Origin of the sequence: Stutzerimonas azotifigens DSM 17556 (genome assembly GCF_000425625.1) — a bacterium.
Taxonomy (GTDB): Bacteria; Pseudomonadota; Gammaproteobacteria; order Pseudomonadales; family Pseudomonadaceae; genus Stutzerimonas; species Stutzerimonas azotifigens.
Genome location: NZ_AUDU01000039.1, coordinates 24,161 through 48,230 on the forward strand (window position 1 = coordinate 24,161; position 24,070 = coordinate 48,230).

A 24,070-nucleotide genomic window follows, 5' to 3' on the forward strand; every position below is an offset into this window, starting at 1 on the left:
GCTCAGCCGTCGAGCATCGCCTTGTTGCGCACCGCGCCCTTGTCGGCGCTGGTGGCGAGCAGGGCGTAGGCCTTGAGCGCGGTGGTCACCTTGCGCGTGCGCGGCGCGGCGGGCTTCCAGCCTTTCTTGTCCTGCTCGACGCGGCGATGGGCCAGTTCCTCGTCCGACACCAGCAGGTTGATGCTGCGGTTGGGGATGTCGATGAGGATGCGGTCGCCTTCCCGCACCAGGCCGATGGCGCCGCCGGCCGCCGCTTCCGGCGAGGCATGGCCGATCGACAGGCCCGAGGTGCCGCCGGAGAAACGGCCGTCGGTGAGCAGCGCGCAGGCCTTGCCCAGGCCCTTGGACTTCAAATACGAGGTCGGGTAGAGCATTTCCTGCATGCCCGGCCCGCCGCGCGGTCCTTCATAGCGGATGACCACCACGTCGCCGGCCTTCACCTCGTCGCCGAGGATGCCCTTGACCGCCGCGTCCTGGCTCTCGAACACCTTGACGCTGCCCTCGAACAGCAGGATGGACTCGTCCACCCCGGCGGTCTTCACCACGCAGCCGTCCATCGCGATGTTGCCGTAGAGCACGGCCAGGCCGCCCTCCCTGGAGAAGGCGTGTTCGAGGCTGCGGATGCAGCCCTCGGCGCGGTCCAGGTCGAGGTCGGGCCAGCGGGTGTCCTGGCTGAACGCCACCTGCGACGGGATGCCGGCCGGGCCGGCCTTGAAGAAGGTGTGCACCGCCTCGTCGCGGGTCTGGGTGACGTCCCACTGGGCGATCGCCTCGCCGAGATTCGGGCTGTGCACGGTGGACACCTCGGTGTGCAGCAGGCCGGCGCGCGAAAGCTCGCCGAGGATGCCGAAGATGCCGCCGGCGCGGTGCACGTCCTCGATGTGGTACTTGGGCGTGTTCGGCGCCACCTTGCACAGCTGCGGGACCTTGCGCGACAGCGCGTCGATGGCGCGCAGGTCGAAGTCGACCTCGCCTTCCTGCGCCGCGGCGAGCAGGTGCAGGATGGTGTTGGTCGAGCCGCCCATGGCGATGTCCAGCGTCATGGCGTTCTCGAACGCCTTGCGGTTGGCGATGTTGCGCGGCAGCACCGAGTCGTCGCCCTCGCCGTAGTAGCGCTGGCACAGCTCGACGGCCAGGCGTCCGGCGCGCAGGAACAGCTGCTCGCGGTCGGCGTGGGTGGCGACCACGGTGCCGTTGCCCGGCAGCGCCAGGCCCAGGGCCTCGGTCAGGCAGTTCATCGAGTTGGCGGTGAACATGCCGGAGCAGCTGCCGCAGGTCGGGCAGGCGCTGCGCTCGTACTCGGCGACCTTCTCGTCGGAGGCCGAGCTGTCGGCGGCGATGACCATGGCGTCGATCAGGTCCAGGCCGTGGCTGGCGAGCTTGGTCTTGCCGGCCTCCATCGGGCCGCCGGAGACGAACACCACCGGGATGTTCAGGCGCAGCGCGGCCATCAGCATGCCGGGGGTGATCTTGTCGCAGTTGGAGATGCACACCAGGGCGTCGGCGCAGTGCGCGTTGACCATGTACTCGACCGAGTCGGCAATGATCTCGCGCGAGGGCAGCGAATAGAGCATGCCGTCGTGGCCCATGGCGATGCCGTCGTCGACCGCGATGGTGTTGAATTCCTTCGCCACGCCGCCGGCCTTCTCGATCTCGCGGGCGACCAGTTGGCCGAGGTCCTTCAGGTGCACGTGGCCGGGCACGAACTGGGTGAAGGAGTTGGCGATGGCGATGATCGGCTTCTTGAAGTCTTCGTCCTTCATCCCGGTGGCGCGCCACAGGGCACGGGCGCCGGCCATGTTGCGGCCGTGCGTGGAGGTTTTCGAGCGATAGTCAGGCATGACGGATTCCTGCGGCTGATCAGGTCGTTATGGTTCGTTAAACGAGCGTCGCCGAGGCCGTGTGAAGCGGTCGACTCTGTGCCTGCGACGGGCCTCGAAAGCGAGCGGGATCGCCGCTCGCCGGGGCCGGACTCTGGGTCCGCCGAAGATGGATGGCAGAAAGAGTCCGGATTCTACGCCCGCGCGTCCGCCGGGGGAAAGCGCGGCGGACGAGGGGCCTGCCCTCAGGCCGCCGCGCCGCGCATGCGGGCGCGCTGCACGGCCTTCTCCAGCTCCGCGGCGAAGAACACCAGGGCGCCGGCGGTGGCGCACAGGGCCCATTGCGCAAGGCTCAGGTCGGTGGAGCCGAGCACGCGCTGCAGCGGGCCCCAGTGGGTGAACAGCAGCTGCAGGCCGAGCGCCGCAGCGATCGACAGCAAAACCAGCGGGTTGCCCAGCAGGCCTTCGCGGCTGAGCACGCTGCCGAACAGGTGGCGGCTGTTGATCAGGTAGAACATCTCGGCGAACACGATGGCGTTGATCGTCATGGTGCGCGCCGTCTCCAGGCTGGCGGCCTGCTGCAGCTCCCAGAGGAACAGGCCCAGCGCCGAGACGCCGATCAGCAGCGAGACCATCAGGATCCGCCAGACCAGGAAGCCGGACAGCAGCGCCTCGCTCGGCGGCCGCGGCGGGCGGCGCATCAGGCCCGGCTCGGCCGGTTCGAACGCCAGCGCCATGCCGAGCGTGGAGGCGGTGACCATGTTCACCCAGAGCACCTGGGCCGGCGTCATCGGCAGGGCCATCTCGAACAGGATCGCGGCGATGATCACCAGCGCCTCGCCGCCGTTGGTGGGCAGCATGAAGGCGACGAACTTCTTCAGGTTGTCGTAGATGGCGCGGCCTTCGCGCACGGCGTTGCCGATGGTGGCGAAGTTGTCGTCGGCGAGCACCATGTCGGACGCCTCCTTGGCCGCCTCGGTGCCCTTGTGGCCCATGGCGACGCCGATGTCGGCACGCTTGAGCGCCGGGGCGTCGTTCACCCCGTCGCCGGTCATGGCCACCACCTGCCCGCGCGCCTGCATGGCGCGGACCAGTCGCAGCTTGTGCTCGGGGCTGGCGCGTGCGTAGACGTCGACGTCCAGCACCAGCGCCTGCAGCGCGGCCTCGTCCAGCACCTCGATCTCCGCTCCGGTCAGGGCCGGACGCTCGACGCCGATGCCGAGCTGGGCGCCGATGGCCCGGGCCGTCTCGACGTGGTCGCCGGTGATCATCTTCACCTGGATACCGGCGCGCTGGCAGTCGGCGACGGCGGCGATGGCCTCCTCACGCGGCGGGTCGATGATGCCCACCAGCCCCAGCAGGGTGAAGCCCCGCTCCATGTCGGCGAAGCCGAGCGTTTCCTGCCCGGGCACGCGCTTTTCCGCCAGTGCCAGCAGGCGCAGCCCGCGTGCGGCGGTGTCGGCGGCGAAGCGCCGCCAGTAGTCGGGCTCCAGCGGCGCGTCGGCGCCGGCGGTGGCCTGCCGCTCACACATTTCTAGAATGCGCTCGGGGGCGCCTTTGGTAAGGATGAGCGCGCCGCCATCGAGCGGATGCAGGGTGGCCATGAAGCGGTGCTCGGACTCGAACGGGATGGCGTCCACCCGCGGCAGCGGCTCCGGCTCGTCGAGCTTGCCCGCCAGCGCCAGCAGCGCGCCCTCGGTGGGATCGCCGGTCATGCGCCAGTCATCGCCGCTGCCGTGCAACTGGGCGTCGTTGCACAGCCGCGCGGCGCGCCCGATGCGCTGCAGCAGGGCGCCGTTCGGCGGGCTCTGGCGGTCGTCTTCGTCATGGACCTCGCCACGCGGCACGTAGCCGATGCCGCCGACCGCATAGCGGCGCTCGGCGGTGACGATGCGCTGCACGGTCATTTCGTTGCGGGTCAGGGTGCCGGTCTTGTCCGAGCAGATCAGCGTCACCGCGCCCAGCGCCTCCACCGCCGGCAGCCGGCGGACGATGGCCCGGCGCCGCGCCATGCGCTGCATGCCCAGCGCCAGGGTGACGGTCATGATCGCCGGCAGCCCTTCGGGAATCGCCGAGGCGGCCAGGGCCACCACCATCAGGAACATGTCCTCGGCTGGGTGGCCGCGCCAGAAGGTGCCGAGCAGGAACGTCAGGGCGGCGGCGGCGAGGATGAAGATCGCCAGCCGGTGCCCGAACCCGGCGATCTGCCGCAGCAGCGGCGTGCTGAGCGACTCGACCTCGCCGAGCAGGGTGTCGATGCGGCCGATCTCGGTGTCCGCGCCGGTGGCGACCACGATGCCCTCGGCGTTGCCGTATACCACCAGGGTGCCGGAGTAGGCCATGCCGCGCCGTTCGCCGAGCACGGTGTCCTCGGCGCAGGGTGCGACCTCCTTCTCCACCGGCAGCGATTCGCCGGTGAGCGCGGCTTCCTCCACGCGCAGGTTCTTCACCTGCACCAGGCGCAGGTCGGCCGGCACCTTGTCGCCGGAGACCAGCACCACGCGGTCGCCCGGCACCAGCGCCTGGGCGTCGACGGTCAGGCGGCGGCCGTCGCGCACCACGGTCGCCTGGCTGGAGAGCATCTGCTGGATCGCCGCCATCGCGGCCTGCGCCTTGCCCTCCTGGATGTAGCCGATGACCACGTTGACCAGCACCGCGGCGAGGATGACGCCGGTGTCCACCCAGTGCTGCAGCAGCGCGGTGATGCCCGCGGCGGCGAGCATCAGGTAGAGCAGCACGTTGTGGAACTGCAGCAGCAGGCGCTTGAGCGGTCCGTGCCCGTGGCGGCGCGGCAGGCGATTCGGGCCGTGCCGCTGCAGGCGCGCCTCGGCCTCGGCGGTGGTCAGGCCGGAGGCGGCGCTGTCGAGGCGGCGGCCGACCTCGTCGGCTTCCAGGCTGTGCCAGGGGGTGGGGGTGGGCGCTGCGGTGTCCGGCATCCTGTTCTCCATCGAGCGACTGTCGTCATTTCGATGCTGGAACAGGGTAGCCGGAGCTATGTTGATCGTGCGCAAAAGGCCCGCCTGCGGCGGGCCCTGCAAACGTTACCGGATGTGAGCGCGGGTCAGCTCGGCAGAATACGACAGGTCAGGCTCTTGATGTAGCGCGTCTCGGCGATCGCTGGGTGGACCGGGTGATCAGGCCCCTGGGCGCCGCGCTCGAGCAGCTGGAGGTTGCGGTCCAGGTGACGGGCGCTGCCGAGCAGGATGTTCTGCAGGTCGTCCTCGGGGAGGTGCATCGAGCAAGAGGCGCTGACCAGGATGCCGTCCTTGTTGAGCAGGCGCATGGCCTGCTCGTTCAGCCGCCGGTAGGCGGCCTCGCCGTTCTTCAGGTCCTTCCTGCGCTTGATGAAGGCCGGCGGGTCGGCGATCACCACGTCGAAGCGCTCCTCGGCGGCCTTGAGCTCCTTCATCGCCTCGAACACGTCGCCTTCGACCATGGCCATCTTCTCGGTCAGGCCGTTGAGCGCGGCGTTGCGCTCGACGCCGTCGAGGGCGAAGCCGGAGGCGTCCACGCACATGACCTCGCTGGCGCCGAAGGCGGCCGCCTGCACGCCCCAGCCGCCGATGTAGCTGAACAGGTCGAGCACCCGCTTGCCCTTGACGTAGGGCGCCAGGCGCGCGCGATTCATGCGGTGGTCGTAGAACCAGCCGGTCTTCTGGCCCTGCATCACCGGGGCCTCGAACCTTACCCCGTTCTCCTCCAGCGCTACCCACTCGGGCACCTCGCCGTGGGCGACCTCGACGTAGCGCTGCAGGCCCTCGGCTTCGCGCGCGCTGGAGTCGTTCTTCCACAGCACGCCGGCCGGCTTGAGCACCTGCAGCAGGGCCGCCAGCACCTCGTCGCGCTGGCGCTCCATGGTCGCCGAGGCGAGCTGGACCACGAGGATGTCGAAGAAGCGATCGACCACCAGCCCCGGCAGGCCGTCGGAGTCGCCGTACACCAGCCGGTAGCAGGGCTGCTCGAACAACCGCTCGCGCAGGCTCAGCGCGACCTTGAGGCGGTGCACCAGCAGCGACTTGTCCAGCGGATGCCTGAGGTCGCGCGACAGCAGGCGGGCGCAGATCAGGTTGTTCGGCGACAGCGCGACCACGCCCAGCGGCTTGCCGCCGGCCGCCTCGAGGATCGCCTGGTCGCCCGCCTGGAAGGCGGTCAGCGGGGTGGCGACGACATCCACCTCGTTGCTGAAGACCCACAGGTGGCCGGCACGCAGGCGGCGATCGGCATTGGCTTTGAGGCGCAGGCTGGGCAGGGACATGGGGGCGCTCCGGGTGAGGGGGGCGGGCATTCTAAACGAGAGCGGCAAGCTGCAAGGCACAAGCTGCAAGTAAAAAGCAGAGCTTGACCGCGCTCATGCAGGCTCCATCCTCGCCTGCCGCCTGCCGCCTGCCGCCTGCCGCCTGCCGTTAAGCCGCCAACGCCGCGATCAGCGTCTGGCTGAACGCCGGGATGTCGTCCGGCTTGCGACTGCTGATCAGGTGGCCGTCGACCACCACCTGCTCGTCGACCCACTCGGCGCCGGCGTTCTTCAGGTCGTCGACGAGCGACGGCCAGCTGGTCATGCGCTTGCCCTTGACCAGGTCGGCCGAGGCCAGCAGCCAGGCGCCGTGGCAGATCACCGCGATGGTCTTGTCCGCCCGCGCGGCGTCGCGCACCAGCTCCTGGGCCATGTCGTCGGTGCGGATGGTGTCGCTGTTGACCACCCCGCCGGGCAGCAGGATGGCGTCGTAGTCCTCGCTGTGAATGCGGTCGAAGGTGCTGTCGACCTCGAACTCGTCGGCCGGCGTGGTGTGGTTCCAGCCGCGCACCTTGCCCGGCTTGGCGGAGATGATCTCGGTCTTCGCCCCGGCCTCGTCGAGCGCCTGCTTGGGCCCGGTCAGCTCGACCTGTTCGAAGCCATCGGTCACCAGAATCGCCACGCGCTTGCCGTTCAGGGATTGAGCCATGATGCCTGTCCTCCTTCTCCTGTTGCCTAGGGGATGCGCCGAACGTGCGGGCGGCCGGAAGCCAGTCGCCGGGTTCTGACGCCGTTCACTTGAAATCGAACACCCTTCTCGGCCAAAGTTCGTCCCATCCGTACGGTGGCGTTTTGCCTCCTCTCATCCGCGCCAGAGTCCTTCCCATGGCCGTTGAACTTACCGCCGATCAGATTCGGCACGTGCTGCAGGGCATCAGCGTTCCGCCGCAGCCGCAGATCATGGTCGACCTGCAGATGGAGCAGGTCATGCCGATTCCCGACCTCAGGAGCATCGCCCGGCTGATCAGCCATGACCCGGGCCTGTCCGGCTCGCTGTTGAAGATCGTCAATTCCAAGTACTTCGGCCTGGCCAACCGCATCGCCTCGATCCAGCAGGCGGTCAACCTGCTGGGCTGCGACTCGGTGATCAACCTGATCAACGCGCAGTCGATCAAGGGCGAGATGAGCGACGAGACGATCGTCACCCTCAACCGCTTCTGGGACACCGCGCAGGACGTGGCCATGACCTGCCTGACGCTGGCCAAGCGGATCGGCTACCAGGCGCCGGACGAGGCCTATACGCTCGGGCTGTTCCACGACTGCGGCATCCCGCTGATGCTCAAGCGCTTCCCCAACTACATGGCGGTGCTGGAGGAGGCCTACGCCAGCGGCGGCGCCGAGCAGCGCATCGTCGACGTGGAGAACCGGGTGCTGTCGACCAACCACGCGGTGGTCGGCTACTTCACCGCCAAGTCGTGGAACCTGCCGCTGCACCTGTGCGACGCCATCGCCAACCACCACAATGCCTATTCGCTGTTCACCGACGACTCGGGTCGCGACGCGCAGCTGAAGACGCTGCTGGCGATCCTCAAGATGGCCGAGCACATCTGCGCCTGCCACCGGGTGCTCGGCGCCCAGGCCGAGGACCACGAGTGGGCCGGCATCGAGCAACTGGTGCTCGAATACGTCGGCCTGTCCGACTACGACTTCCAGAACCTCCGGGACAGCATCCGCGAACTGGGCGTCGGCTGATCGAACCGGTAGCTCCGGCGCGACTCGAAGCTAACTCCCGCCCCGTCCCGGAGGCGCCCGTTCCCGACGGGATTGCGGCATTCACCGCATCCCAGTGGGAGGCGCGCCCTCGCGGCGATGCAGGCCGCAGGCCTGCCTCCAGCGCTCAAAAGCATCGCCCCGAGGTCGGGCCTCCCACAAAAGCAGTTCGCGTGTTCCATCCCGAAGCGGGGCTCGCCGCCCTGCTGGCCGCGCCCGTGCGCCCCGGCCGCATCGTCTGGATCGGCGTGCGCCCCGAGCGCCACGGCCCCGCTGCAGGCGCTCGAACGGGTCCGCCTCGCGCCGGGCGAGGGCCTGCCTGGCGACCACTACGCTCGCGCGGCCAGGGCAAGCGCCAGGTGACCCTGGTCCAGGCCGAGAACCTTGGCGCGATCGCCGCCTACCTGGGCAGGGACGAGGTCTCGCCGCAGTTGCTGCGTCGCAACCTGGTCACCCGGGGCATCAACCTGCTGGCCCTCAAGGGCAAGCGTTTCCGTGTCGGCACGGCGATCCTCGAATACACAGGCGAATCAGGCCGTGTGAAAACGTCGCGAGCGAAGGTCAGGCAAGCCGGAAACAGATGAAAAAGCGCAGTTTACAAGTGGTAAATGAGCATTTTGATCGGACTCGCGCCCGAGCCTGTTTTTCAACGCAGCATGACCGAGCGCAGTAGTTTTCACACAGCCTGAGTGCCATCCCTGCTCGCGTATGGAGGCACTGCTCGGCACCGGCGGCTACAACGCGGTGCGCGGGCACGGCGGCATCACCGCGCGGGTGCTGGAAGGCGGCGAGGTGCGCCTCGGCGATGCGCTCGAGGTGCTGCCCGCAACGCCCGAAGACACCGCGAACGCCGGCTGACGTTGCGACAAGCCGGCGTCGAAACCCAGCGTAACGACCGCTGGCCGCCTTCGCCTGGCTTCGGACGGCGCGGCTGCGTACTCTCTGAGGTCTTCCGGCGCCCGCCGCCGATCGATCCCTTGCCACAGAGGAGCCTGCACATGGTCGACAAGCTGCACCTGAGCGACGAGCAATGGCGAAGCCGCCTGACGCCCGAGGAGTTCCACGTGCTGCGCGAGCACGGCACCGAAGCGCCGGGCAGCGGCTGCTTCCTGAAGACCAAGGAGCCGGGCACCTACGTCTGCGCCGCCTGCGGCAATCCGCTGTTCAAGTCCGGGGAGAAGTTCGAGTCCGGCACCGGCTGGCCATCCTTCACCCAGGCGCTGACCGAGGACGCGGTGGTCGAGTACCAGGACCGTTCCTACGGCATGCTGCGTACCGAGGTACGCTGCGGCCGCTGCGACAGCCATCTGGGCCACGTCTTTCCGGACGGGCCGCCGCCGACCGGGCTGCGCTACTGCATGAATTCGGTGGCGATGAAGCACGTGCCCGAGGGCCAGCCCCTCGAGCTGGTAAATCCCTGAACGAGGAGGGCGCAGACGATGGCGGACCAATCTGCGAGCATCATCCTGGGCGGCGGCTGCTTCTGGTGCGTCGAGGCTGTGTTCGAGAACCTGCGTGGTGTCGAGCGGGTGGTTTCCGGTTATGCCGGCGGCCACGTGCCGAACCCGACCTATCGGCAGGTGTGCGAGAAGACCACCGGCCACGCCGAGGTGGTGCAGGTCAGCTACGACCCGCAGCAGGTCTCGCTGCGTGAGCTGCTCGAAGTGTTCTTCACCACCCACGATCCGACCACGCCCAATCGCCAGGGCGCGGACGTCGGCCCGCAGTACCGCTCGATCGTCCTCTACGCCGACGAAGAGCAGAAGCGGGTGGCCGAACAGGTCATCGCCGACCTCGGCGGCCAGGGCCTGTGGGACTCGCCGATCGTCACCGAGCTACAGCCGCTGGAGGCCTTCTACCCGGCCGAGCCGGAGCACTACGCCTACTACCGGCGCAACCCCTACCAGCCGTACTGCCAGGCGGTGATCGCGCCCAAGGTGGCCAAGCTGCGCAAGCTGCACCTGGACAAGCTGCGGGCCTGATGGGTGTCGGGCGCCGGCCGTTCTGCTAAGGTCGCCGCCCCGCCTTCTGCTCTTCACCGATCGTCATGCCCGAACTCCCCGAAGTCGAAACCACCCGCCGCGGTATCGAGCCCCACCTGCTGGGGCGCCGTGTGGAGCGCGTGATCGTCCGCGACCGGCGCCTGCGCTGGCCGATCCCCGACGACCTCGACAGCCGCCTGTCCGGCCAGCGCATCGAGCGCGTGGAACGGCGCGCCAAGTACCTGCTGCTCGGCGCCGAGGCCGGCACCCTGATCGTCCACCTGGGCATGTCCGGCAGCCTGCGGCTGGTCGAGGGCGGCCTGCCGGCGCGCAAGCACGAGCACGTCGACCTGCTGCTCGATTCCGGCCAGGCGCTGCGCTACACCGACCCGCGCCGCTTCGGCGCCATGCTCTGGAGCGGCGACCCGCTGGCCCACCCGCTGCTCGTCAGCCTGGGGCCGGAGCCGCTCGGCGAGGACTTCGACGGCGAGCGCCTGTACCGCCTTTCGCGCGGGCGCAGCATGGCGGTCAAGCCGTTCATCATGGACAACGCGGTGGTCGTCGGGGTCGGCAACATCTACGCCACCGAGGCGCTGTTCGCCGCCGGCATCGACCCGCGCCGCGCCGCCGGCTCGGTGTCGCGGGCGCGCTACCAGCGGCTGGCCGAGGAGATCCGGCGGGTGCTGGCGCATGCCATCGAGCGCGGCGGCACCACGCTGCGCGACTTCGTCGGCGGTGACGGCCAACCCGGCTACTTCCAGCAGGAACTGTTCGCCTACGGGCGCGGCGGCGAGTTCTGCAAGACCTGTGGCAGCACCCTGCGCGAGGTTCGCCTGGGGCAGCGCGCCAGCGTGTATTGCGGCCGCTGCCAGCGCTGATCGATGGGCGTGCGGGTGGCCGCGAGGGTTGACGGCCGTCACGCTGACAAATGGCCACCCACTGTTATAGTTAGCCGCACGACAACCGACTGCTCGTTCACGCTGAAGGATCGCACCCATGAATCTGTTCCGCTCCACCGCCGTTGCTCTGGCTCTGACCACCGGCCTGTCGGCGCTGCCGGCGCAGGCTCAGGATTACGTGCAGCAAAACATCAGCGGCGACCCCGCCTACGAGGTCGAAGCGCCGCGTGCCTTCTCGATGATCGGCGACCTGCTGGTCGCCCGCCCGCTGCTGATCGGCGCCACGGTGATCGGTGCCGGCCTGTTCGTGATCAGCCTGCCGTTCTCCGCCGCGGGCGGAAATATCGGCGAGGCCGGCAAGTCGCTGGTGGTGGAGCCGGGCAAGGCGGCTTTCGTGCGCTGCCTGGGGTGCACGACCAGCGGGTATCGGCACGACTGAGGTTTATTGGGTTGAAAAGAGCCGGTCCTTGGATCGGCTTTTTGTTTCTGCTCGCTCCTACGTCTATGTCACGTGCGCCAGCGCTACACCCATCATTCGCGGGCAGAATTCGGCGTCCCCTCGCTCCTGCGAGGCGCCGCGGGCGCTCAGCGCCCCGGAATCACCACCGCCTCCCCAATCCCCCGCGGATCGCTGGCCGCCTCCACCTCGCCGGTGCGCTTGTCCCAGTGGATCACCTGCTGGTTCCCATAGGCCCGTCGCATCGGCTCCAGCCCGTGCCCCATGGCCTCGAGCGCCCGGTGCTGCTCGGGCGTGAAGGCACCGTCCTCGTACTCGATCACGTCCGGGAGGTACTGGTGGTGATAACGACGCCGCGCCGCCCAGGTCGCGGCCGGTTCGCCCTCCAGGTAGGCCAGGGCCGACAGCAGCACCATGCTCGGGATGCGGCTGCCACCCGGTGTGCCGAAGCTCGCCAGGTCGTCGGGGCCTTCGATGAAGGTCGGGGCCATGCTCGACAGCGGACGCTTGCCCGGGGCGATCAGGTTCGGCTCGGCGCCGCTGAGCTGGTAGGCGTTACGTGCGCCGAGGGCGGCGGCGAAGTCGTCCATCTCGTCGTTGAGCAGCACGCCGGTGCCGGGCACGGTGAAGGCGGCGCCGAACATCAGGTTCAGCGACAGGGTGGCGGCGACCGCGTTGCCTTCGGCATCCATCACCGCGAAGTGGGTGGTGTGATCGCCTTCGTGCCAGGCCGGCGCCGGCGGCAGGGCGCTGCTCGGCGTGGCCTTGCGCGGATCGATGCCGGCGGCGAGCCGGTCCAGGTAGCGGGCGTCGAGCAGTGCCCCGACCGGTACCTCGACGTGGTCCGGGTCGCCGAGCAGGCTGCGGTCGCGATAGGCCCGACGCAGGGACTCGACCACCAGGTGCGCGCGCCGCACCGGGTCGGCCGCCTGCCAGTCCAGCCGCTCCAGCAGGCCGAGGCTCTGGGCGATGGCCACGCCGCCGGCCGAGGGCGGTGGCGCGCTGATCAGCTCGCGTCCCTCGGAGAGCGGGAAGCGCAGGGGCTCGCGGGTGACGGTGCGGTACTGCGCGAGGTCCTCGGCGCTCCAGATGCCGCCGGCGGCCCGCACGCCCTCGACCAGCCGGGTGCCGACCTCGCCGGCGTAGAAGCCGTCGCGCCCTTCGCGGGCCAGGCGCTCGAGGGTGCGCGCCAGTTCCGGCTGGCGCAGGCGGTGGCCGAGCGGCGGCAGTTCGCCGTCGAGCAGGAACAGCCGTGCGCTTTCCGGGTCGTCGCGCAGTGCCGAGAGGCGCCAGCCGGCGCGCTCGCGATAGACGGCATCGACCTCGAAGCCCTCGCGCGCCAGTCCGATGGCCGGGGCCAGGCTGGTGGCTAGCGGCAGGCGGCCATGATCCTGTGCCAACTCCACCCAGGCGGCCGGCAGCCCGGGGATGGCGGCCGCCAGCGGGCCGTTCAGGGAAAGCGCGCGCACCGGCTTGCCGTCGCGCAGGTAGAGGTCCGCGGTGGCGGCCAGCGGCGCACGCTCGCGGGCGTCGAGGAAGCGGTACGCGGCCGGCTCGGCAGCCTGGCGCAGCAGGAAGAAGCCGCCGCCGCCCATGCCGGAGCCGTAGGGTTCGACCACCGCCAGCGCGGCGCTGGCCGCCACCGCGGCGTCGAAGGCGTTGCCGCCCTTGAGCAGGATGTCGCGGCCGACCGCGGTGGCCAGCGGGTGCGCGGTGGCGATGGCCGCCTGGCCCGGTTCGCGGGCCTCGGCCAGGCCGGCGAGCAGCAGGGCTGCCGTGCAGACCGCCAGGGTGCGGTGCAGGGCGCGGGCGGAGGAGAGGAGGGGGCGACGCACCGGCCAGCCGGCGCGGGGGAAGAGCGGGCTGGGCCGGTGCGCGGGCACGCTCAGGCCTTGCTGGTGATGATCAGGTACTTCTGCATCAGCTGCTCCTTGGTCTCGACGTTGTTGTCGTCGAGCGGGATGCAGTCGACCGGGCACACCTGCTGACATTGCGGCTCGTCATAGTGGCCGACGCATTCGGTGCACAGGTTGGGATCGATGACGTAGATCTCCTCGCCCTGCGAGATGGCGCCGTTGGGGCACTCCGGCTCGCATACGTCGCAGTTGATGCAGTCATCGGTGATTTTCAGAGACATCCGGTGAAACTCCCGCCGGTGCCCGGTTAGGGGCGACGGCTCAGGTCAAGGTTGGAACGCGCGCGATTGTGCCGCATCCCCGCGGCCGGTGCACGCGTACCGGAGTGGCGGCGCCGGACGGTCGCCGCTTCAGGCGGGGCGGTACTTGGCGTTCAGCGCGTCCATCACCACCGGCTGGACGAACTTCGAGATGTCGCCGCCGAGGCGGGCGATCTCGCGGATAAGCGTCGAGGAAATGTAGGAGTATTTTTCCGACGGGGTCAGGAACAGGCTCTCGACCTCGGGGGCGAGCTGGCGGTTCATGTTCGCCAGCTGGAACTCGTACTCGAAGTCGGACACCGCACGCAGGCCGCGCAGCAGCACGTTGGCGTTCTGTTCGCGGACGAAGTGTGCCAGCAGGCTGGAGAAGCCGACGACTTCCACGTTCGGCAGGTGCCTGGTCACCTCGCGGGCCAGCTCGACGCGCTCTTCCAGCGAAAACAGCGGATTCTTCCGCGGGCTGGCGGCCACCGCGATGATCACGTGGTCGAACAGGCGCGATGCGCGCTCGACCAGGTCGCCATGTCCCTTGGTGATGGGGTCAAAGGTGCCCGGGTACAACACTCGATTCATCGCGGCGTCCTGAGGAGGTCCGTGGGGGAGGCGATGGTAGCGGCTCGCAGTCGGCAGCGTAAAGCATCGGGGCCCTTCCGGGGTGCGGCCCGACCGCGACGAGCGCTACGCTGGTGCATGGCGAGGCGCCGGTCAGCGCACGAACAGCCGGCGGATCAGCCGCTGCAGGGGGCCGCCGTAGGGCGGGTAGATCAGCCGCGCGGCGTTGAAGCGCTGCTTGATCAGCACGCCCTTGGCCTTGCTGAAGGTGAGGAAGCCCTCGTGCCCGTAGTAGTGGCCCATGCCCGAGGGGCCGATGCCGCCGAACGGCAGGTCGTCCTGGGCGACCTGCAGCAGGGTGTCGTTGATGCACACGCCGCCGGAGTGGGTCTGCTCGAGCACGCGCCGCTGCTCGCGCCGGTCGTAGCCGAAGTAGTACAGCGCCAGCGGCCTCGGGCGCGCGGCGATGTAGGCCAGCGCCTCGTCGATCCGCACGTAGGGCACGACCGGCAGCAGCGGCCCGAAGATTTCCTCCTGCATCACCCGCATGTCGTCGGTCACGTCCAGCAGCAGGCTGTGCGGCAGGCGCCGGCCCTGGCCTTCGGGGAACGGCGAGATCACCTGCGCGCCCTTGGCCCGGGCGTCGTCGAGGTAGCCCTGCAGGCGGGCCAGCTGGCGCTCGTTGATGAGGGTGGTGTAGTCCGGGTTGTCGGCCAGGGTCGGGAAGAAGCGCGTCAGGGCCCGGTTGTAGGCTTCGACGAAGCCTGCCACGCGCTCCTCCGGCACCAGCACGTAGTCCGGCGCGACGCAGGTCTGCCCGGCGTTGAGTGTCTTGCCGAAGGCGATCCGCTCGGCCGCGTCGTCCAGCGGCACGTCGACCGAGACGATGGCCGGCGACTTGCCGCCGAGTTCCAGGGTCACCGGGGTGAGGTTCTGCGCCGCGGCACGCATGACCTCGCGGCCGACCGAGGTGCCGCCGGTGAACAGCAGGTGGTCGAATGGCAGTTGCGAGAAGGCGATGCCCACTTCCGGCCCGCCGAGCACCACGGCCACCTGGTCCTCGGGGAAGATCCCGGCCAGCAGTTCCCTGAGCAGGCGCCCGGTGGCTGGCGTCGATTCGCTCATCTTGATCATCACCCGGTTGCCGGCCGCCAGCGCGCCGACCAGTGGGGCGAGGGCGAGGAACAGCGGGTAGTTCCAGGGCACGATGATGCCGACCACGCCGAGCGGCTGGTACACCACCTTGGCCGTGGCCGGCTGGAAGGCCATGCCGACCGCGCGCCGCGAGGGTTTCATCCAGCCGCGCAGGCGCCTGCGGGTGTAACGGATGCCGTGCAGGCTGGGCATGAGCTCGGCGAGCAGGGTCTCGTCGACCGAGCGGTTGCCGAAGTCTTCCGAGACCGCCGCGGCGAGCGCCTGCTGGTTGAGGTCGAGTAGGTGGCGCAGGGCCTCGAGCGCTTGCAGGCGCTCGTCGAGCCCGGGCATCGGGTGGGCCAGGAAGGCGGCGCGCTGGCGCTCGAGCTGCATCCGCAGCTGGGTGGCCGGCGGGTGGGACGGCTCGAGGTAGCTGACGTCGGCGAGCATGCGGTGGCTCCGTTGGCGTTCTTGTATGGCCTTGGTGGCGAAGATTTAGAGCAATTGCTCTAGCGTGTCAATGCGGGTGTCCGCCGTTCCGCGCAGGGTGTACTTTTACCGCTCCCCGCGGAGCCCCGACACCGACCATGGCGCCCAGAGCCACTGCCCGACCGAACACGCGCGATCGCATCGTCCAGGCCAGCCTCGAGCTGTTCAACGCCCAGGGCGAACGCAGCGTGACGACCAACCATATCGCCGCGCACCTGGGCATCTCGCCGGGCAACCTGTACTACCACTTCCCGAACAAGCAGGCGATCGTGGCGGAGCTGTTCGCCGGCTACGAGGCGTTGGTCGACGGCTTCCTGCGCCTGCCCGACGGCCGGGTGCCGACCATCGCGGACAAGACCCGCTATCTGGAGGCGCTGCTGGCGGGCATGTGGCGCTACCGCTTCCTGCATCGCGACCTGGAACACCTGCTGGAGGCCGACCCGGCGCTGGCGGCGCGCTACCGGGCGTTCGCAAGGCGCTGCCTGACCGGCGCCCAGGCGATCTATCGGGGCTTCGTGGAGGCCGGCATCCTGCGCATGGACCCGGCGCAGATCGAGGCGCTGACGCTCAACGGCTGGATCGTCATGACCTCCTGGGTGCGCTTTCTCTGCACGGTCGGCGGGCACGCCGGCGACCTCGGCGAACCGCTGCTGCGGCGCGGGATCTATCAGGTGCTGGCGCTTGAGGAGGGCTTCGTCACGGCGGACTCGCGCGACGCCGTGCGGGCGTTGCAGGCGCGGCTGCACGTGCCGTTGTCGGAATTGCTCTGAACGCCCGCCGGCGACTGGCCGAAGGTCTCCGCCAGCCAGGCCGGTATCCGTCGCTCCAGGTAGTAGCCGGGCCGCCAGGGCGTGCCCTCGACGAAGCCGACGTGCCCGCCGCGGGCGTGCAGTTCCAGGCGGGTGCTGGCCGACAGCTCCTCGGCCGCCGGCAGGCTGTGGGGGAACACGAAGGGATCGTCGGCGGACTGGATCAGCAGCGTCGGCACGCGGATGCCGCCCAGGTAGTAGCGGCTGGACGAGCGGCGGTAGTAGTCGTCGGCATCGGTGAAGCCGTGCAGCGGCGCGGTGATCCGTCCGTCGAAGTCCCAGAAGGTGCGCATGCCCTTCAGCGGGCCGAGTTTCTCCAGCGCGGCGAAGTGGTCATGCAGCCCCTCATGCCGGAAGCGCTGCAGCTTGACCTGCACGTAGTCGACCATCGCGCGCATGAAGTGGGCCTGGTAGAGGCGCGAGAAGCCGAGCCCGACGCGGTCGGCGCACTGGTCCAGGCGGAAGGGCACCGAGACCGCTACCGCGCCGCTCAGCGGGCAGGCGTCGCCGCTCTCGCCCAGGTGCTTGAGCAGCACGTTGCCGCCGAGCGAGTAGCCCACGGCGAACAGCGGCCGGCCGGGATGGCTGTATTGCAGGTGGGCGATGACCTCGGCCAGGTCGTCGCTGGCGCCGGAGTGGTAGGCGCGCGGCAGCAGGTTGGGCTCGCCCGAGCAGCCGCGCCAGTTCGCCGCCACGCTGGTCCAGCCGCGTGCCGCCAGGCGGCCCTGCAGGCCGAGCACGTAGTGCGAGTCGGATGAGCCGGTCAGCCCGTGCAGCACCAGCACCAGCGGTGCCTGGCGGTGGTCTTCGGCGTGCCAGTCGAGGTCGAGGAAGTCGCCGTCGGCCAGCCACAGCCGCTCGCGGCGGCGCACCAGCGCCTCGCCCTGACGGCAGAACGGGCCCCAGAGCGTCTGCAGATGCGGCCCGGGCAGCCACCAGGCCGGCGCGAAGGGCGCATCGTCATCGGCTGGCGCGCCGACCCTGGAAAGCACGACGGACACCTGGGCTCCTCTAGATCGGTTGGGTTGAAGATCGGTTGGTTGAACGGCGGATTACTTGCCCCCACGCTCCCTGCCGCCTGCCGCCTGCCGCCTGCCGCCTGCCGCCTGCCGCTAGCCGGAATTGCGCTCCCACAACGCATAGTGCACGTTGCCGGCCTTCTTTTCCCGGTGAAGGCGCCAGCCGGTCGGCAGGCCGAGGCCGGAGGGCGTCGATTCGCTCTCGGTGTAGATCCAGGCGTGGTAGGCCAGCCAGCCCCTGTCCTCCAGCAGCGCGCAGGTCGGCAGCAACAGATTCTTGTTGAACGGCGGGTCGAGGAACACCAGGTCGAAGGGCGTCGGCGACTGGTGCTCGAGGTAGCGCAGGGCGTCGCTCTGCAGCAGCTGACCCTGGCCGCAGTTGAGGGTGTCGAGGTGCTTGCGCAGGCTGGCGATGGCGTTGGCGTTCACGTCCAGCGCCAGCGCCATGCTGGCGCCGCGCGACAGGGCCTCGAGGTAGAGCGCGCCGCTGCCGGTGAAGGGGTCGAGCACGCGGGCCCCGGAAATGTAGGGGGCCAGCCAGTTGAACAGCGTCTCGCGCACCCGGTCGGGCGTCGGCCGCAGGCCTTCGGCATCGGGAAAGCCGAAGCGGCGCGAACGCCACTCGCCGCCGATGATGCGTAGCTGGCCCTGCCCGCGCGACGCGGTGGGGCGGATGGGAGGGTTGGCCAATCAGTGCTCCGGGACGCCGCTGGGCGCTTCGACGGGTTGCTCGGTGGGCGGCGGCAGCGGCCGCTGCTCGACGGTGGGGCCGGCGGTGACGACGACGAAGCCGTCCGGGTCGAGGTGGCGCTGCATCGCCGCCTTCACCTGTTCGACCGTCAGCGCCTGGATCTGCTGCATGAAGTCCTCCAGGTAGGTCAGCGGCAGGTCGTAGAAGCCGATGCTGCCGAGCTGCCCGACGATATCGGCGTTGCTCGCGGTCGACAGCGGGAAGCTGCCGGCGATCTCGCGCTTGGCACGTGCCAGCTCGGCCTCGCTCGGGCCCTCGGCGAGAAACTCGCGGACCAGGCCTTGGACCAGTTCCAGCGTGCCTTCGGCGAGCTCCGCGCGGGTCTGCAGGTTGATCATGAACGGGCCGGTGGCGGCCATCGGGCTGAAGCCGGAGTAGACGCCGTAGGTCAGGCCGCGCTTTTCCCGCACCTCTTCCATCAGGCGGGTGCCGAAGCCGCCGCCGCCGAGCACCTGGTTGCCCAGGTAGAGCGCCGGGTAGTCCGGGTCGCCGCGGGCGACGCCGAGTTGCGCCAGCAGCAGGTGCGTCTGGTTGGAGGGGAAATCGATCGGGTGGCTGCCGGGTGCCGGTGCCGTCGGGGTCGACGGCTTCGGCAGCGCCGGGCCCTTCGGCAGCGCGGCCGAGACCTGCGCGGCGACCGCCTCGGCGTCGGCCCTGGAGAGGTCACCGACCAGCGCGATGACGACGTTGCCGGCGGCGTAGGCGCGCCGGTGGAAGGCCTCGAGGTCGGCGACGGTGAAGCCCGGCACCGTCTCCGGCGTGCCCTCGCTCGGGTGCGCGTAGGGGTGTGCACCATAGAGCTCGCCGAACAGCCGGATGCTGGCCAGCTTGCCGGGGTTCTGCTTCTGGAACTCGAAGCCGGCCAGGAGCTGGTTCTTGATCCGCGCCAGCGAGTCGGCTGGGAAGGTCGGCCGTCCCACCACCTCGCTGAACAGCGCCAGGGCGGGCTCGCGCTTGTCCGCCTCGCTGAGGCTGCGCAGGCTGGCGATGGCCATGTCGCGGTAGGCGCCGTTGCCGAACTCGGCGCCCAGGCCCTCGAAGCCCTGGGCGATGGCCGTGACGTCCTTGCCCTCGACGCCCTCGTTGAGCATGGCGTTGGTCAGCAGCGCCAGCCCCGGGCGGCCGCCGTCCTGGCTGCTGCCGGCGGCGAAGGTCAGGCGCAGGTCGAACATCGGCAGCTGGTGAGCCTCGACGAACAGCACCCGGGCGCCTTCGGCGGTGGTCCAGCGCTGGATGTCGAGGGTGCGCCGGGCCAGCGGCTGGTCGCCGAGGGCGGCGAGCGATTCGAGCCGGGAGCTGCGTCCTTCCTCCGCCTGGACGGTGGTCGCGGCGGTCCACAACAGCGCCAGCAGGCCGAGCCCGAGCAGGTGGCGCAGGCCTTTGCGTTCATTCATCGCTGGATTCCTCCGGCAGCACGTGGGCGACGCTCAGCCGCGAGCGGGTGAAGTAGGTGCGGGCGGCCTGCTGGATGTCCTGTGGAGTCACCGCTTCCAGCGCGGAGAGCTCCTGGTCCATCAGCCGCCAGGACAGGCCGACCGCTTCCAGCCGGCCGATGGTGGTGGCCTGCTGGGTGATGGAGTCGCGCTCGAACACCAGCCCGGCGATCACCTGGGCGCGCACGCGCTCGAGCTCCGCCTCGCTCGGCGGCTCCTTCTGCAGGGCCTCGAGTTCGCGCCAGAGCGCCGCTTCGGCCTCGGCCAGCGTGTGCCCCTTCTGCACGTTGGGTGCGGCGCTGAGTACGAACAGGCTGTCGCCGCGGGTGTAGGCGTCGTACCAGGACGAGGCGCTGGTGACCAGCTCCTGGTCGCGCTCGAGCCGCGACGGCAGTCGCGCGCTGTAGCCGCCGTCGAGCAGCGCGCCGATCAGGCGCAGGGCATGGATCGGCGCGGGCTGCTCGAGGGTCGAGAGACTCGGCACGTTGAAGGCCATCAGCAGGCTCGGCAGCTGGGTCTTCAGGTGCAGGGTCAGGCGCCGCTCGCCCGGCTCCGCGAGTTCCAGCGGCTTTTTCGCCACCGGCACCGTACGCTTGGCGATCGGGCCGAAATAGCGTTCGGCCAGGGTGCGTACCTCGTCCACGCCGACGTCGCCGACCACCACCAGGGTCGCGTTGTTCGGTGCGTACCAGGCCTCGTACCAGGCGCGCAGCTCCTCGACGCTCATGCGCTGGAGGTCGGCCATCCAGCCGATGGTGGGAATGCGGTAGCTGCTGGCGGGGAAGGCCAGGGTCTGGAAGCGCTCGTAGGCCAGCGAGCTGGGCTTGTCGTCGGTGCGCAGCCGGCGCTCCTCCATGATCACCTGGATCTCCCGCTCGAACTCCTCCGGCGGCAGTCTGAGGCTGGCCATGCGGTCGGCCTCCAGCTCGAAGGCCACGGCCAGGCGGTCGCGTGCCAGCACCTGGTAGTAGGCGGTGTAGTCGTCGCTGGTGAAGGCGTTCTCCTCGGCGCCGAGTTCGCGCAGTATGCGCGAGGCCTCGCCGGGGCCGAGCTTGCGGCTGCCCTTGAACATCATGTGCTCGAGCGCGTGGGACAGCCCGGTCTGGCCGGGATGCTCGTAGCTCGAGCCGACCTTGTACCAGAGCTGCGAGACCACCACCGGGGCGCGGTGGTCCTCGCGCACGATCACCTTGAGGCCGTTGTCGAGGGTGAATTCGTGGGTGGGCTGCGGATCTGCCGCCCAGCTCCAGACGGGAAGGCACAGCAGTCCGAGCAGCAGGGCCGCGACAGGGCGGAGCGTGAGGGTCATAGTCGGTGCTCTTGCAGGGGGTGGGTCCCGCATCGGGCCGGGAACCCGGGCCATGGTACCGACGCACCGCAGCGAGTCAAAGCCGATGACGGGGCCGGGGATGCGGTGCCGGCCGGTTTAGCGCAGCCGGCGGGCGAGGTGCTAGGATACTCCACCGTCTGGCCGGTGCCCCGGCGCCGGCGTTCGCCTTTTGAGAATGACTTCTCCATGTTTGGTTCCGACGACGACAAGAAGACGCCCGCCGAATCCGCTGAGAAAAAGGGCCTGTTCGGCTGGTTCCGCCGCAAGCCGCAGACGCCGGCCGCCGAACCGCCGGCCACCGAGCCGCTGGAAGACAGCCAGCCGTATGCCGAGAAACCCGACCGGCAGGCGGTCGAGGAACTGGTCGAGCCGACCGCGCCCGAAGAGCCGTCCCGTGCCGAGCTGCTCGCCGAACTGCAGCCGGTGCTCGAGCCGGCGCCGCAATCCGAGTCGGAACCGGAGCCCGAACCCGAGCCCGCCGACGAGCCGATCGAGGAGCCCACGCCCGAGCCCGCCCCGATCGAGGAGCCGGAAACACCGGAGCCGCCGGTCAAGGCCGGCTTCTTCGCCCGCCTGCGCCAGGGCCTGTCGAAGACCAGCGCCAGCCTCGGCGAGGGCATGGCCAGCCTGTTTCTCGGCAAGAAGGCCATCGACGACGAACTGCTCGAAGAGATCGAGACGCGCCTGCTGATGGCCGACGTCGGCGTCGAGGCCACCGCGGTCATCCTGCAGAACCTCACCCGCCGCGTCGCGCGCAAGGAGCTGAACGACAGCGGCGCGCTATACAAGGCGCTGCAGGAAGAGCTCGCCGGCCTGCTGCGGCCGGTCGAGCAGCCGCTGCAGGTCGATGCCGGACGCCAGCCCTACGTGATCCTGGTGGTCGGCGTGAACGGCGTCGGCAAGACCACCACCATCGGCAAGCTGGCCAAGAAGCTGCAGCGCGACGGCAAGAAGGTCATGCTCGCCGCCGGCGATACCTTTCGCGCCGCGGCGGTCGAGCAGCTGCAGGTGTGGGGCGAGCGCAACGCCATCCCGGTGATCGCCCAGCACACCGGCGCCGACTCCGCCTCGGTGATCTTCGACGCCGTGCAGGCGGCCAAGGCGCGCGGCATCGACGTGCTGATCGCCGACACCGCCGGGCGCCTGCACACCAAGGACAACCTCATGGAGGAGCTGAAGAAGGTCCGCCGGGTGATCGGCAAGCTCGACGAGACGGCGCCGCACGAGGTGCTGCTGGTGCTCGACGCCGGCACCGGGCAGAACGCCATCAGCCAGACCAAGCAGTTCAACCAGGCCGTGGCGCTCACCGGGCTGGCGCTGACCAAGCTCGACGGCACGGCCAAGGGCGGGGTGATCTTCGCGCTGGCCAAGCAGTTCGGCATCCCGATCCGCTTCATCGGCGTCGGCGAGGCCATCGACGACCTGCGCACCTTCGAGGCCGATGCCTTCGTCCAGGCCCTGTTCACGGAAAAAGGGGCCTGACCGGGTGATCCGTTTCGAGCAGGTCGCCAAGCGCTATCCCAACGGTCACGTCGGGCTGCACGAGCTGTCGTTCCACGTGCGGCGTGGCGAGTTCCTCTTCGTCACCGGCCATTCCGGCGCCGGCAAGAGCACCCTGCTGCGGCTGCTGCTGGCGATGGAACGGCCCACCGGCGGCAAGCTGCTGCTCGCCGGGCAGGACCTGGCGCGCATCTCCACCGCGCAGATTCCCTTCCTGCGCCGGCAGATCGGCGTGGTGTTCCAGAACCACCAGCTGCTGTTCGACCGCACGGTGTTCGACAACGTCGCGCTGCCGCTGCAGATCCTCGGGATGGGCAAGCGCGAGATCGGCCAGCGGGTGATGACCGCGCTCGAGCGCGTCAGCCTCAAGGACAAGGCGCTGCAGTTTCCCGCCGACCTGTCCACCGGCCAGCAGCAGCGGGTCGGCATCGCCCGCGCGGTGGTGCACCAGCCGGCCCTGCTGCTGGCCGACGAGCCGACTGGCAACCTCGATCCGCGCCTGGCGGCCGAGATCATGGCGGTGTTCGAAGACATCAACAAACTGGGTACCACGGTATTGATCGCGAGCCACGACCTGGCGCTGATCGCCCGCATGCGCCACCGCATGCTGACCTTGCAGCGCGGACGCCTGATCGGCGACGGGGAGGCCGGCTGATGTCGGCGGCCCAGACCCCCGAGAGCAAGCCCGCCGAACGCGTCGGCGGCAGCGGCAAGGGGCCGCGCCCGCAGAGCGACGAACCGGAATTCAAGGCGCTGTTCCACGCCTGGCTGGAGAGCCACCGGGCGAGCCTGGTGGACAGCCTGATGCGCCTGGGCAAGCAGCCGATCGGCAGCTTCTTCACCTGCCTGGTGATGGCGGTGGCCCTGAGCCTGCCCATGGGCCTGGCGCTGCTGCTGGACAACGTCGAGCGGCTCGGCGGCTCCTGGCAGCGCGCGGCGCAGATCTCGCTGTTCCTGCAGCTGGACGTCGACGACCAGCGTGGGCAGGCGTTGCGCGACCGGATTTCGGAAATGCCGGAGGTCGCCGAGGCCAGCTGGATCAGCCGCGACCAGGCGCTGGAGGAATTCCAGCAGCTGTCGGGCCTGGGCGAGGCGCTGCGAGAGCTGCCGGAGAACCCGCTGCCCGGCGTGGTCCTGGTGACGCCGCACGAGGTCGACAAGGCCAAGCTCGAGACGCTGCGCCAGACGCTGGCCGAGCTGCCAGGCGTGCAGCAGGCGCAGCTGGACCTGCTGTGGGTGGAGCGGCTGAGCGCCATCCTCAGGCTCGGCGACCGCTTCGTCTTCGGCCTGACGCTGCTGCTGGTGGCCACGCTGCTGCTGGTGATCGGCAATACCATCCGCCTGCACATCGAGAACCGCCGTACCGAGATCGAGGTGGTCAAGCTGGTCGGCGGCACCGACGGCTACGTGCGCCGGCCGTTCCTCTACATGGGGGCGCTCTACGGCCTTGGCGCCGGCCTGCTGGCCTGGCTGCTGCTGGCCTTCGGGCTCGACTGGCTGAACGAGGCGGTGGTGCGCCTGGCCGGCCTCTACGGCAGCGATTTCGCCCTGGCCGGGGTGCCGGCCGACGATGGCTTCTCGCTGGTGCTGGGTGCGGTCCTGCTCGGTTACATCGGCGCCTGGCTGGCCGTCGCGCGCCATCTCAACGAGCTCGCTCCTCGCTGATAAGCTGCTGATGACAAAAGGATTTCAGTGTGTGTCAGGGAACTTTTCCA

At 69.7% G+C, this 24,070-nt stretch carries 23 protein-coding genes; 11 read left to right on the top strand and 12 right to left on the bottom strand.

Annotated features, from left to right (window positions below; genetic code table 11):
• Nucleotides 1-2 precede the first annotated feature (2 nt).
• The 4 genes from ilvD to H610_RS0103490 all read right to left on the bottom strand — a co-directional run bounded on the left by ilvD (nucleotide 3) and on the right by H610_RS0103490 (nucleotide 6,763).
• Nucleotides 3-1,841 (bottom strand): dihydroxy-acid dehydratase, encoded by a 1,839-nt coding sequence (gene ilvD, locus H610_RS0103475; protein WP_028238384.1) that lies wholly within the window; start codon nucleotides 1,839-1,841, stop codon nucleotides 3-5.
• A gap of 224 nt (nucleotides 1,842-2,065) precedes the next feature.
• Nucleotides 2,066-4,756, bottom strand: a complete 2,691-nt coding sequence (locus H610_RS0103480) for a cation-transporting P-type ATPase (RefSeq protein WP_028238385.1) — start codon at nucleotides 4,754-4,756, stop codon at nucleotides 2,066-2,068.
• A gap of 125 nt (nucleotides 4,757-4,881) precedes the next feature.
• Complete coding sequence (locus tag H610_RS0103485; protein WP_028238386.1) at nucleotides 4,882-6,075, bottom strand: class I SAM-dependent rRNA methyltransferase; 1,194 nt, start codon at nucleotides 6,073-6,075, stop codon at nucleotides 4,882-4,884.
• A gap of 148 nt (nucleotides 6,076-6,223) precedes the next feature.
• Entirely contained in the window at nucleotides 6,224-6,763 is a 540-nt protein-coding gene (locus H610_RS0103490; protein WP_028238387.1) for a type 1 glutamine amidotransferase domain-containing protein, read from the bottom strand.
• A 176-nt stretch (nucleotides 6,764-6,939) separates the two neighbouring features.
• Here H610_RS0103490 and H610_RS0103495 point away from each other — a divergent pair, with 176 nt between their 5' ends.
• The 7 genes from H610_RS0103495 to H610_RS0103525 all read left to right on the top strand — a co-directional run bounded on the left by H610_RS0103495 (nucleotide 6,940) and on the right by H610_RS0103525 (nucleotide 11,144).
• Nucleotides 6,940-7,806 (top strand): HDOD domain-containing protein, encoded by an 867-nt coding sequence (locus H610_RS0103495; protein WP_028238388.1) that lies wholly within the window; start codon nucleotides 6,940-6,942, stop codon nucleotides 7,804-7,806.
• A gap of 191 nt (nucleotides 7,807-7,997) precedes the next feature.
• Complete coding sequence (locus H610_RS25310) at nucleotides 7,998-8,408, top strand: MOSC domain-containing protein (RefSeq protein ID WP_152529042.1); 411 nt, start codon at nucleotides 7,998-8,000, stop codon at nucleotides 8,406-8,408.
• A gap of 124 nt (nucleotides 8,409-8,532) precedes the next feature.
• On the top strand, nucleotides 8,533-8,682 hold the full coding sequence (locus tag H610_RS25315; RefSeq protein ID WP_201768343.1) for an MOSC domain-containing protein: 150 nt from the start codon (nucleotides 8,533-8,535) through the stop codon (nucleotides 8,680-8,682).
• Nucleotides 8,683-8,822: 140 nt separating this feature from the next.
• A complete protein-coding gene (gene msrB, locus H610_RS0103510; protein ID WP_028238390.1) occupies nucleotides 8,823-9,245 on the top strand; it encodes a peptide-methionine (R)-S-oxide reductase MsrB in 423 nt (140 codons plus the stop codon).
• Between the two features lie 18 nt (nucleotides 9,246-9,263).
• Nucleotides 9,264-9,806, top strand: a complete 543-nt coding sequence (gene msrA / locus H610_RS0103515; RefSeq protein ID WP_028238391.1) for a peptide-methionine (S)-S-oxide reductase MsrA — start codon at nucleotides 9,264-9,266, stop codon at nucleotides 9,804-9,806.
• A gap of 65 nt (nucleotides 9,807-9,871) precedes the next feature.
• A complete protein-coding gene (mutM, locus tag H610_RS0103520; protein WP_028238392.1) occupies nucleotides 9,872-10,684 on the top strand; it encodes a bifunctional DNA-formamidopyrimidine glycosylase/DNA-(apurinic or apyrimidinic site) lyase in 813 nt (270 codons plus the stop codon).
• A gap of 118 nt (nucleotides 10,685-10,802) precedes the next feature.
• Entirely contained in the window at nucleotides 10,803-11,144 is a 342-nt protein-coding gene (locus tag H610_RS0103525; protein WP_028238393.1) for a hypothetical protein, read from the top strand.
• Between the two features lie 146 nt (nucleotides 11,145-11,290).
• On the opposite strand, the gene ggt is transcribed toward H610_RS0103525, so the two are convergent.
• From ggt to H610_RS0103545, 4 genes are all read right to left on the bottom strand, one after another.
• Complete coding sequence (gene ggt / locus H610_RS0103530) at nucleotides 11,291-12,997, bottom strand: gamma-glutamyltransferase (protein ID WP_028238394.1); 1,707 nt, start codon at nucleotides 12,995-12,997, stop codon at nucleotides 11,291-11,293.
• Nucleotides 12,998-13,047: 50 nt separating this feature from the next.
• On the bottom strand, nucleotides 13,048-13,299 hold the full coding sequence (locus tag H610_RS0103535) for a YfhL family 4Fe-4S dicluster ferredoxin (protein ID WP_028238395.1): 252 nt from the start codon (nucleotides 13,297-13,299) through the stop codon (nucleotides 13,048-13,050).
• A 129-nt stretch (nucleotides 13,300-13,428) separates the two neighbouring features.
• Nucleotides 13,429-13,911, bottom strand: a complete 483-nt coding sequence (coaD, locus tag H610_RS0103540) for a pantetheine-phosphate adenylyltransferase (RefSeq protein ID WP_028238396.1) — start codon at nucleotides 13,909-13,911, stop codon at nucleotides 13,429-13,431.
• A gap of 132 nt (nucleotides 13,912-14,043) precedes the next feature.
• Nucleotides 14,044-15,474 carry a coniferyl aldehyde dehydrogenase gene (locus tag H610_RS0103545; protein ID WP_028238397.1) on the bottom strand — a complete coding sequence of 477 codons (1,431 nt, stop codon included), beginning with the start codon at nucleotides 15,472-15,474 and terminating at the stop codon, nucleotides 14,044-14,046.
• A 137-nt stretch (nucleotides 15,475-15,611) separates the two neighbouring features.
• On the opposite strand from H610_RS0103545, the gene H610_RS0103550 reads away from it, so the two are divergent.
• Nucleotides 15,612-16,283, top strand: a complete 672-nt coding sequence (locus tag H610_RS0103550) for a TetR/AcrR family transcriptional regulator (RefSeq protein WP_028238398.1) — start codon at nucleotides 15,612-15,614, stop codon at nucleotides 16,281-16,283.
• On the opposite strand, the gene H610_RS23195 is transcribed toward H610_RS0103550, so the two are convergent.
• The 4 genes from H610_RS23195 to H610_RS0103570 form a co-directional block, all read right to left on the bottom strand.
• Entirely contained in the window at nucleotides 16,181-17,323 is a 1,143-nt protein-coding gene (locus tag H610_RS23195; protein WP_330216810.1) for a hydrolase, read from the bottom strand. The genes H610_RS0103550 and H610_RS23195 overlap by 103 nt on opposite strands.
• Before the next feature lie 111 nt (nucleotides 17,324-17,434).
• Complete coding sequence (rsmD, locus tag H610_RS0103560; RefSeq protein ID WP_028238399.1) at nucleotides 17,435-18,031, bottom strand: 16S rRNA (guanine(966)-N(2))-methyltransferase RsmD; 597 nt, start codon at nucleotides 18,029-18,031, stop codon at nucleotides 17,435-17,437.
• Nucleotides 18,032-19,486 carry a M16 family metallopeptidase gene (locus H610_RS0103565; RefSeq protein ID WP_028238400.1) on the bottom strand — a complete coding sequence of 485 codons (1,455 nt, stop codon included), beginning with the start codon at nucleotides 19,484-19,486 and terminating at the stop codon, nucleotides 18,032-18,034.
• A complete protein-coding gene (locus H610_RS0103570; RefSeq protein ID WP_028238401.1) occupies nucleotides 19,479-20,834 on the bottom strand; it encodes a M16 family metallopeptidase in 1,356 nt (451 codons plus the stop codon). The genes H610_RS0103565 and H610_RS0103570 overlap by 8 nt, the downstream gene beginning before the upstream one ends.
• A gap of 207 nt (nucleotides 20,835-21,041) precedes the next feature.
• On the opposite strand from H610_RS0103570, the gene ftsY reads away from it, so the two are divergent.
• From ftsY to ftsX, 3 genes are read left to right on the top strand one after another with little or no spacing between them, the layout of a single operon-like run.
• Nucleotides 21,042-22,337, top strand: a complete 1,296-nt coding sequence (gene ftsY, locus H610_RS0103575; RefSeq protein ID WP_028238402.1) for a signal recognition particle-docking protein FtsY — start codon at nucleotides 21,042-21,044, stop codon at nucleotides 22,335-22,337.
• Nucleotides 22,338-22,341: 4 nt separating this feature from the next.
• Nucleotides 22,342-23,010 carry a cell division ATP-binding protein FtsE gene (gene ftsE, locus H610_RS0103580; protein WP_028238403.1) on the top strand — a complete coding sequence of 223 codons (669 nt, stop codon included), beginning with the start codon at nucleotides 22,342-22,344 and terminating at the stop codon, nucleotides 23,008-23,010.
• Nucleotides 23,010-24,020, top strand: a complete 1,011-nt coding sequence (ftsX, locus tag H610_RS0103585) for a permease-like cell division protein FtsX (protein ID WP_028238404.1) — start codon at nucleotides 23,010-23,012, stop codon at nucleotides 24,018-24,020. The genes ftsE and ftsX overlap by 1 nt, the downstream gene beginning before the upstream one ends.
• The last annotated feature ends 50 nt before the right edge of the window (nucleotides 24,021-24,070 follow it).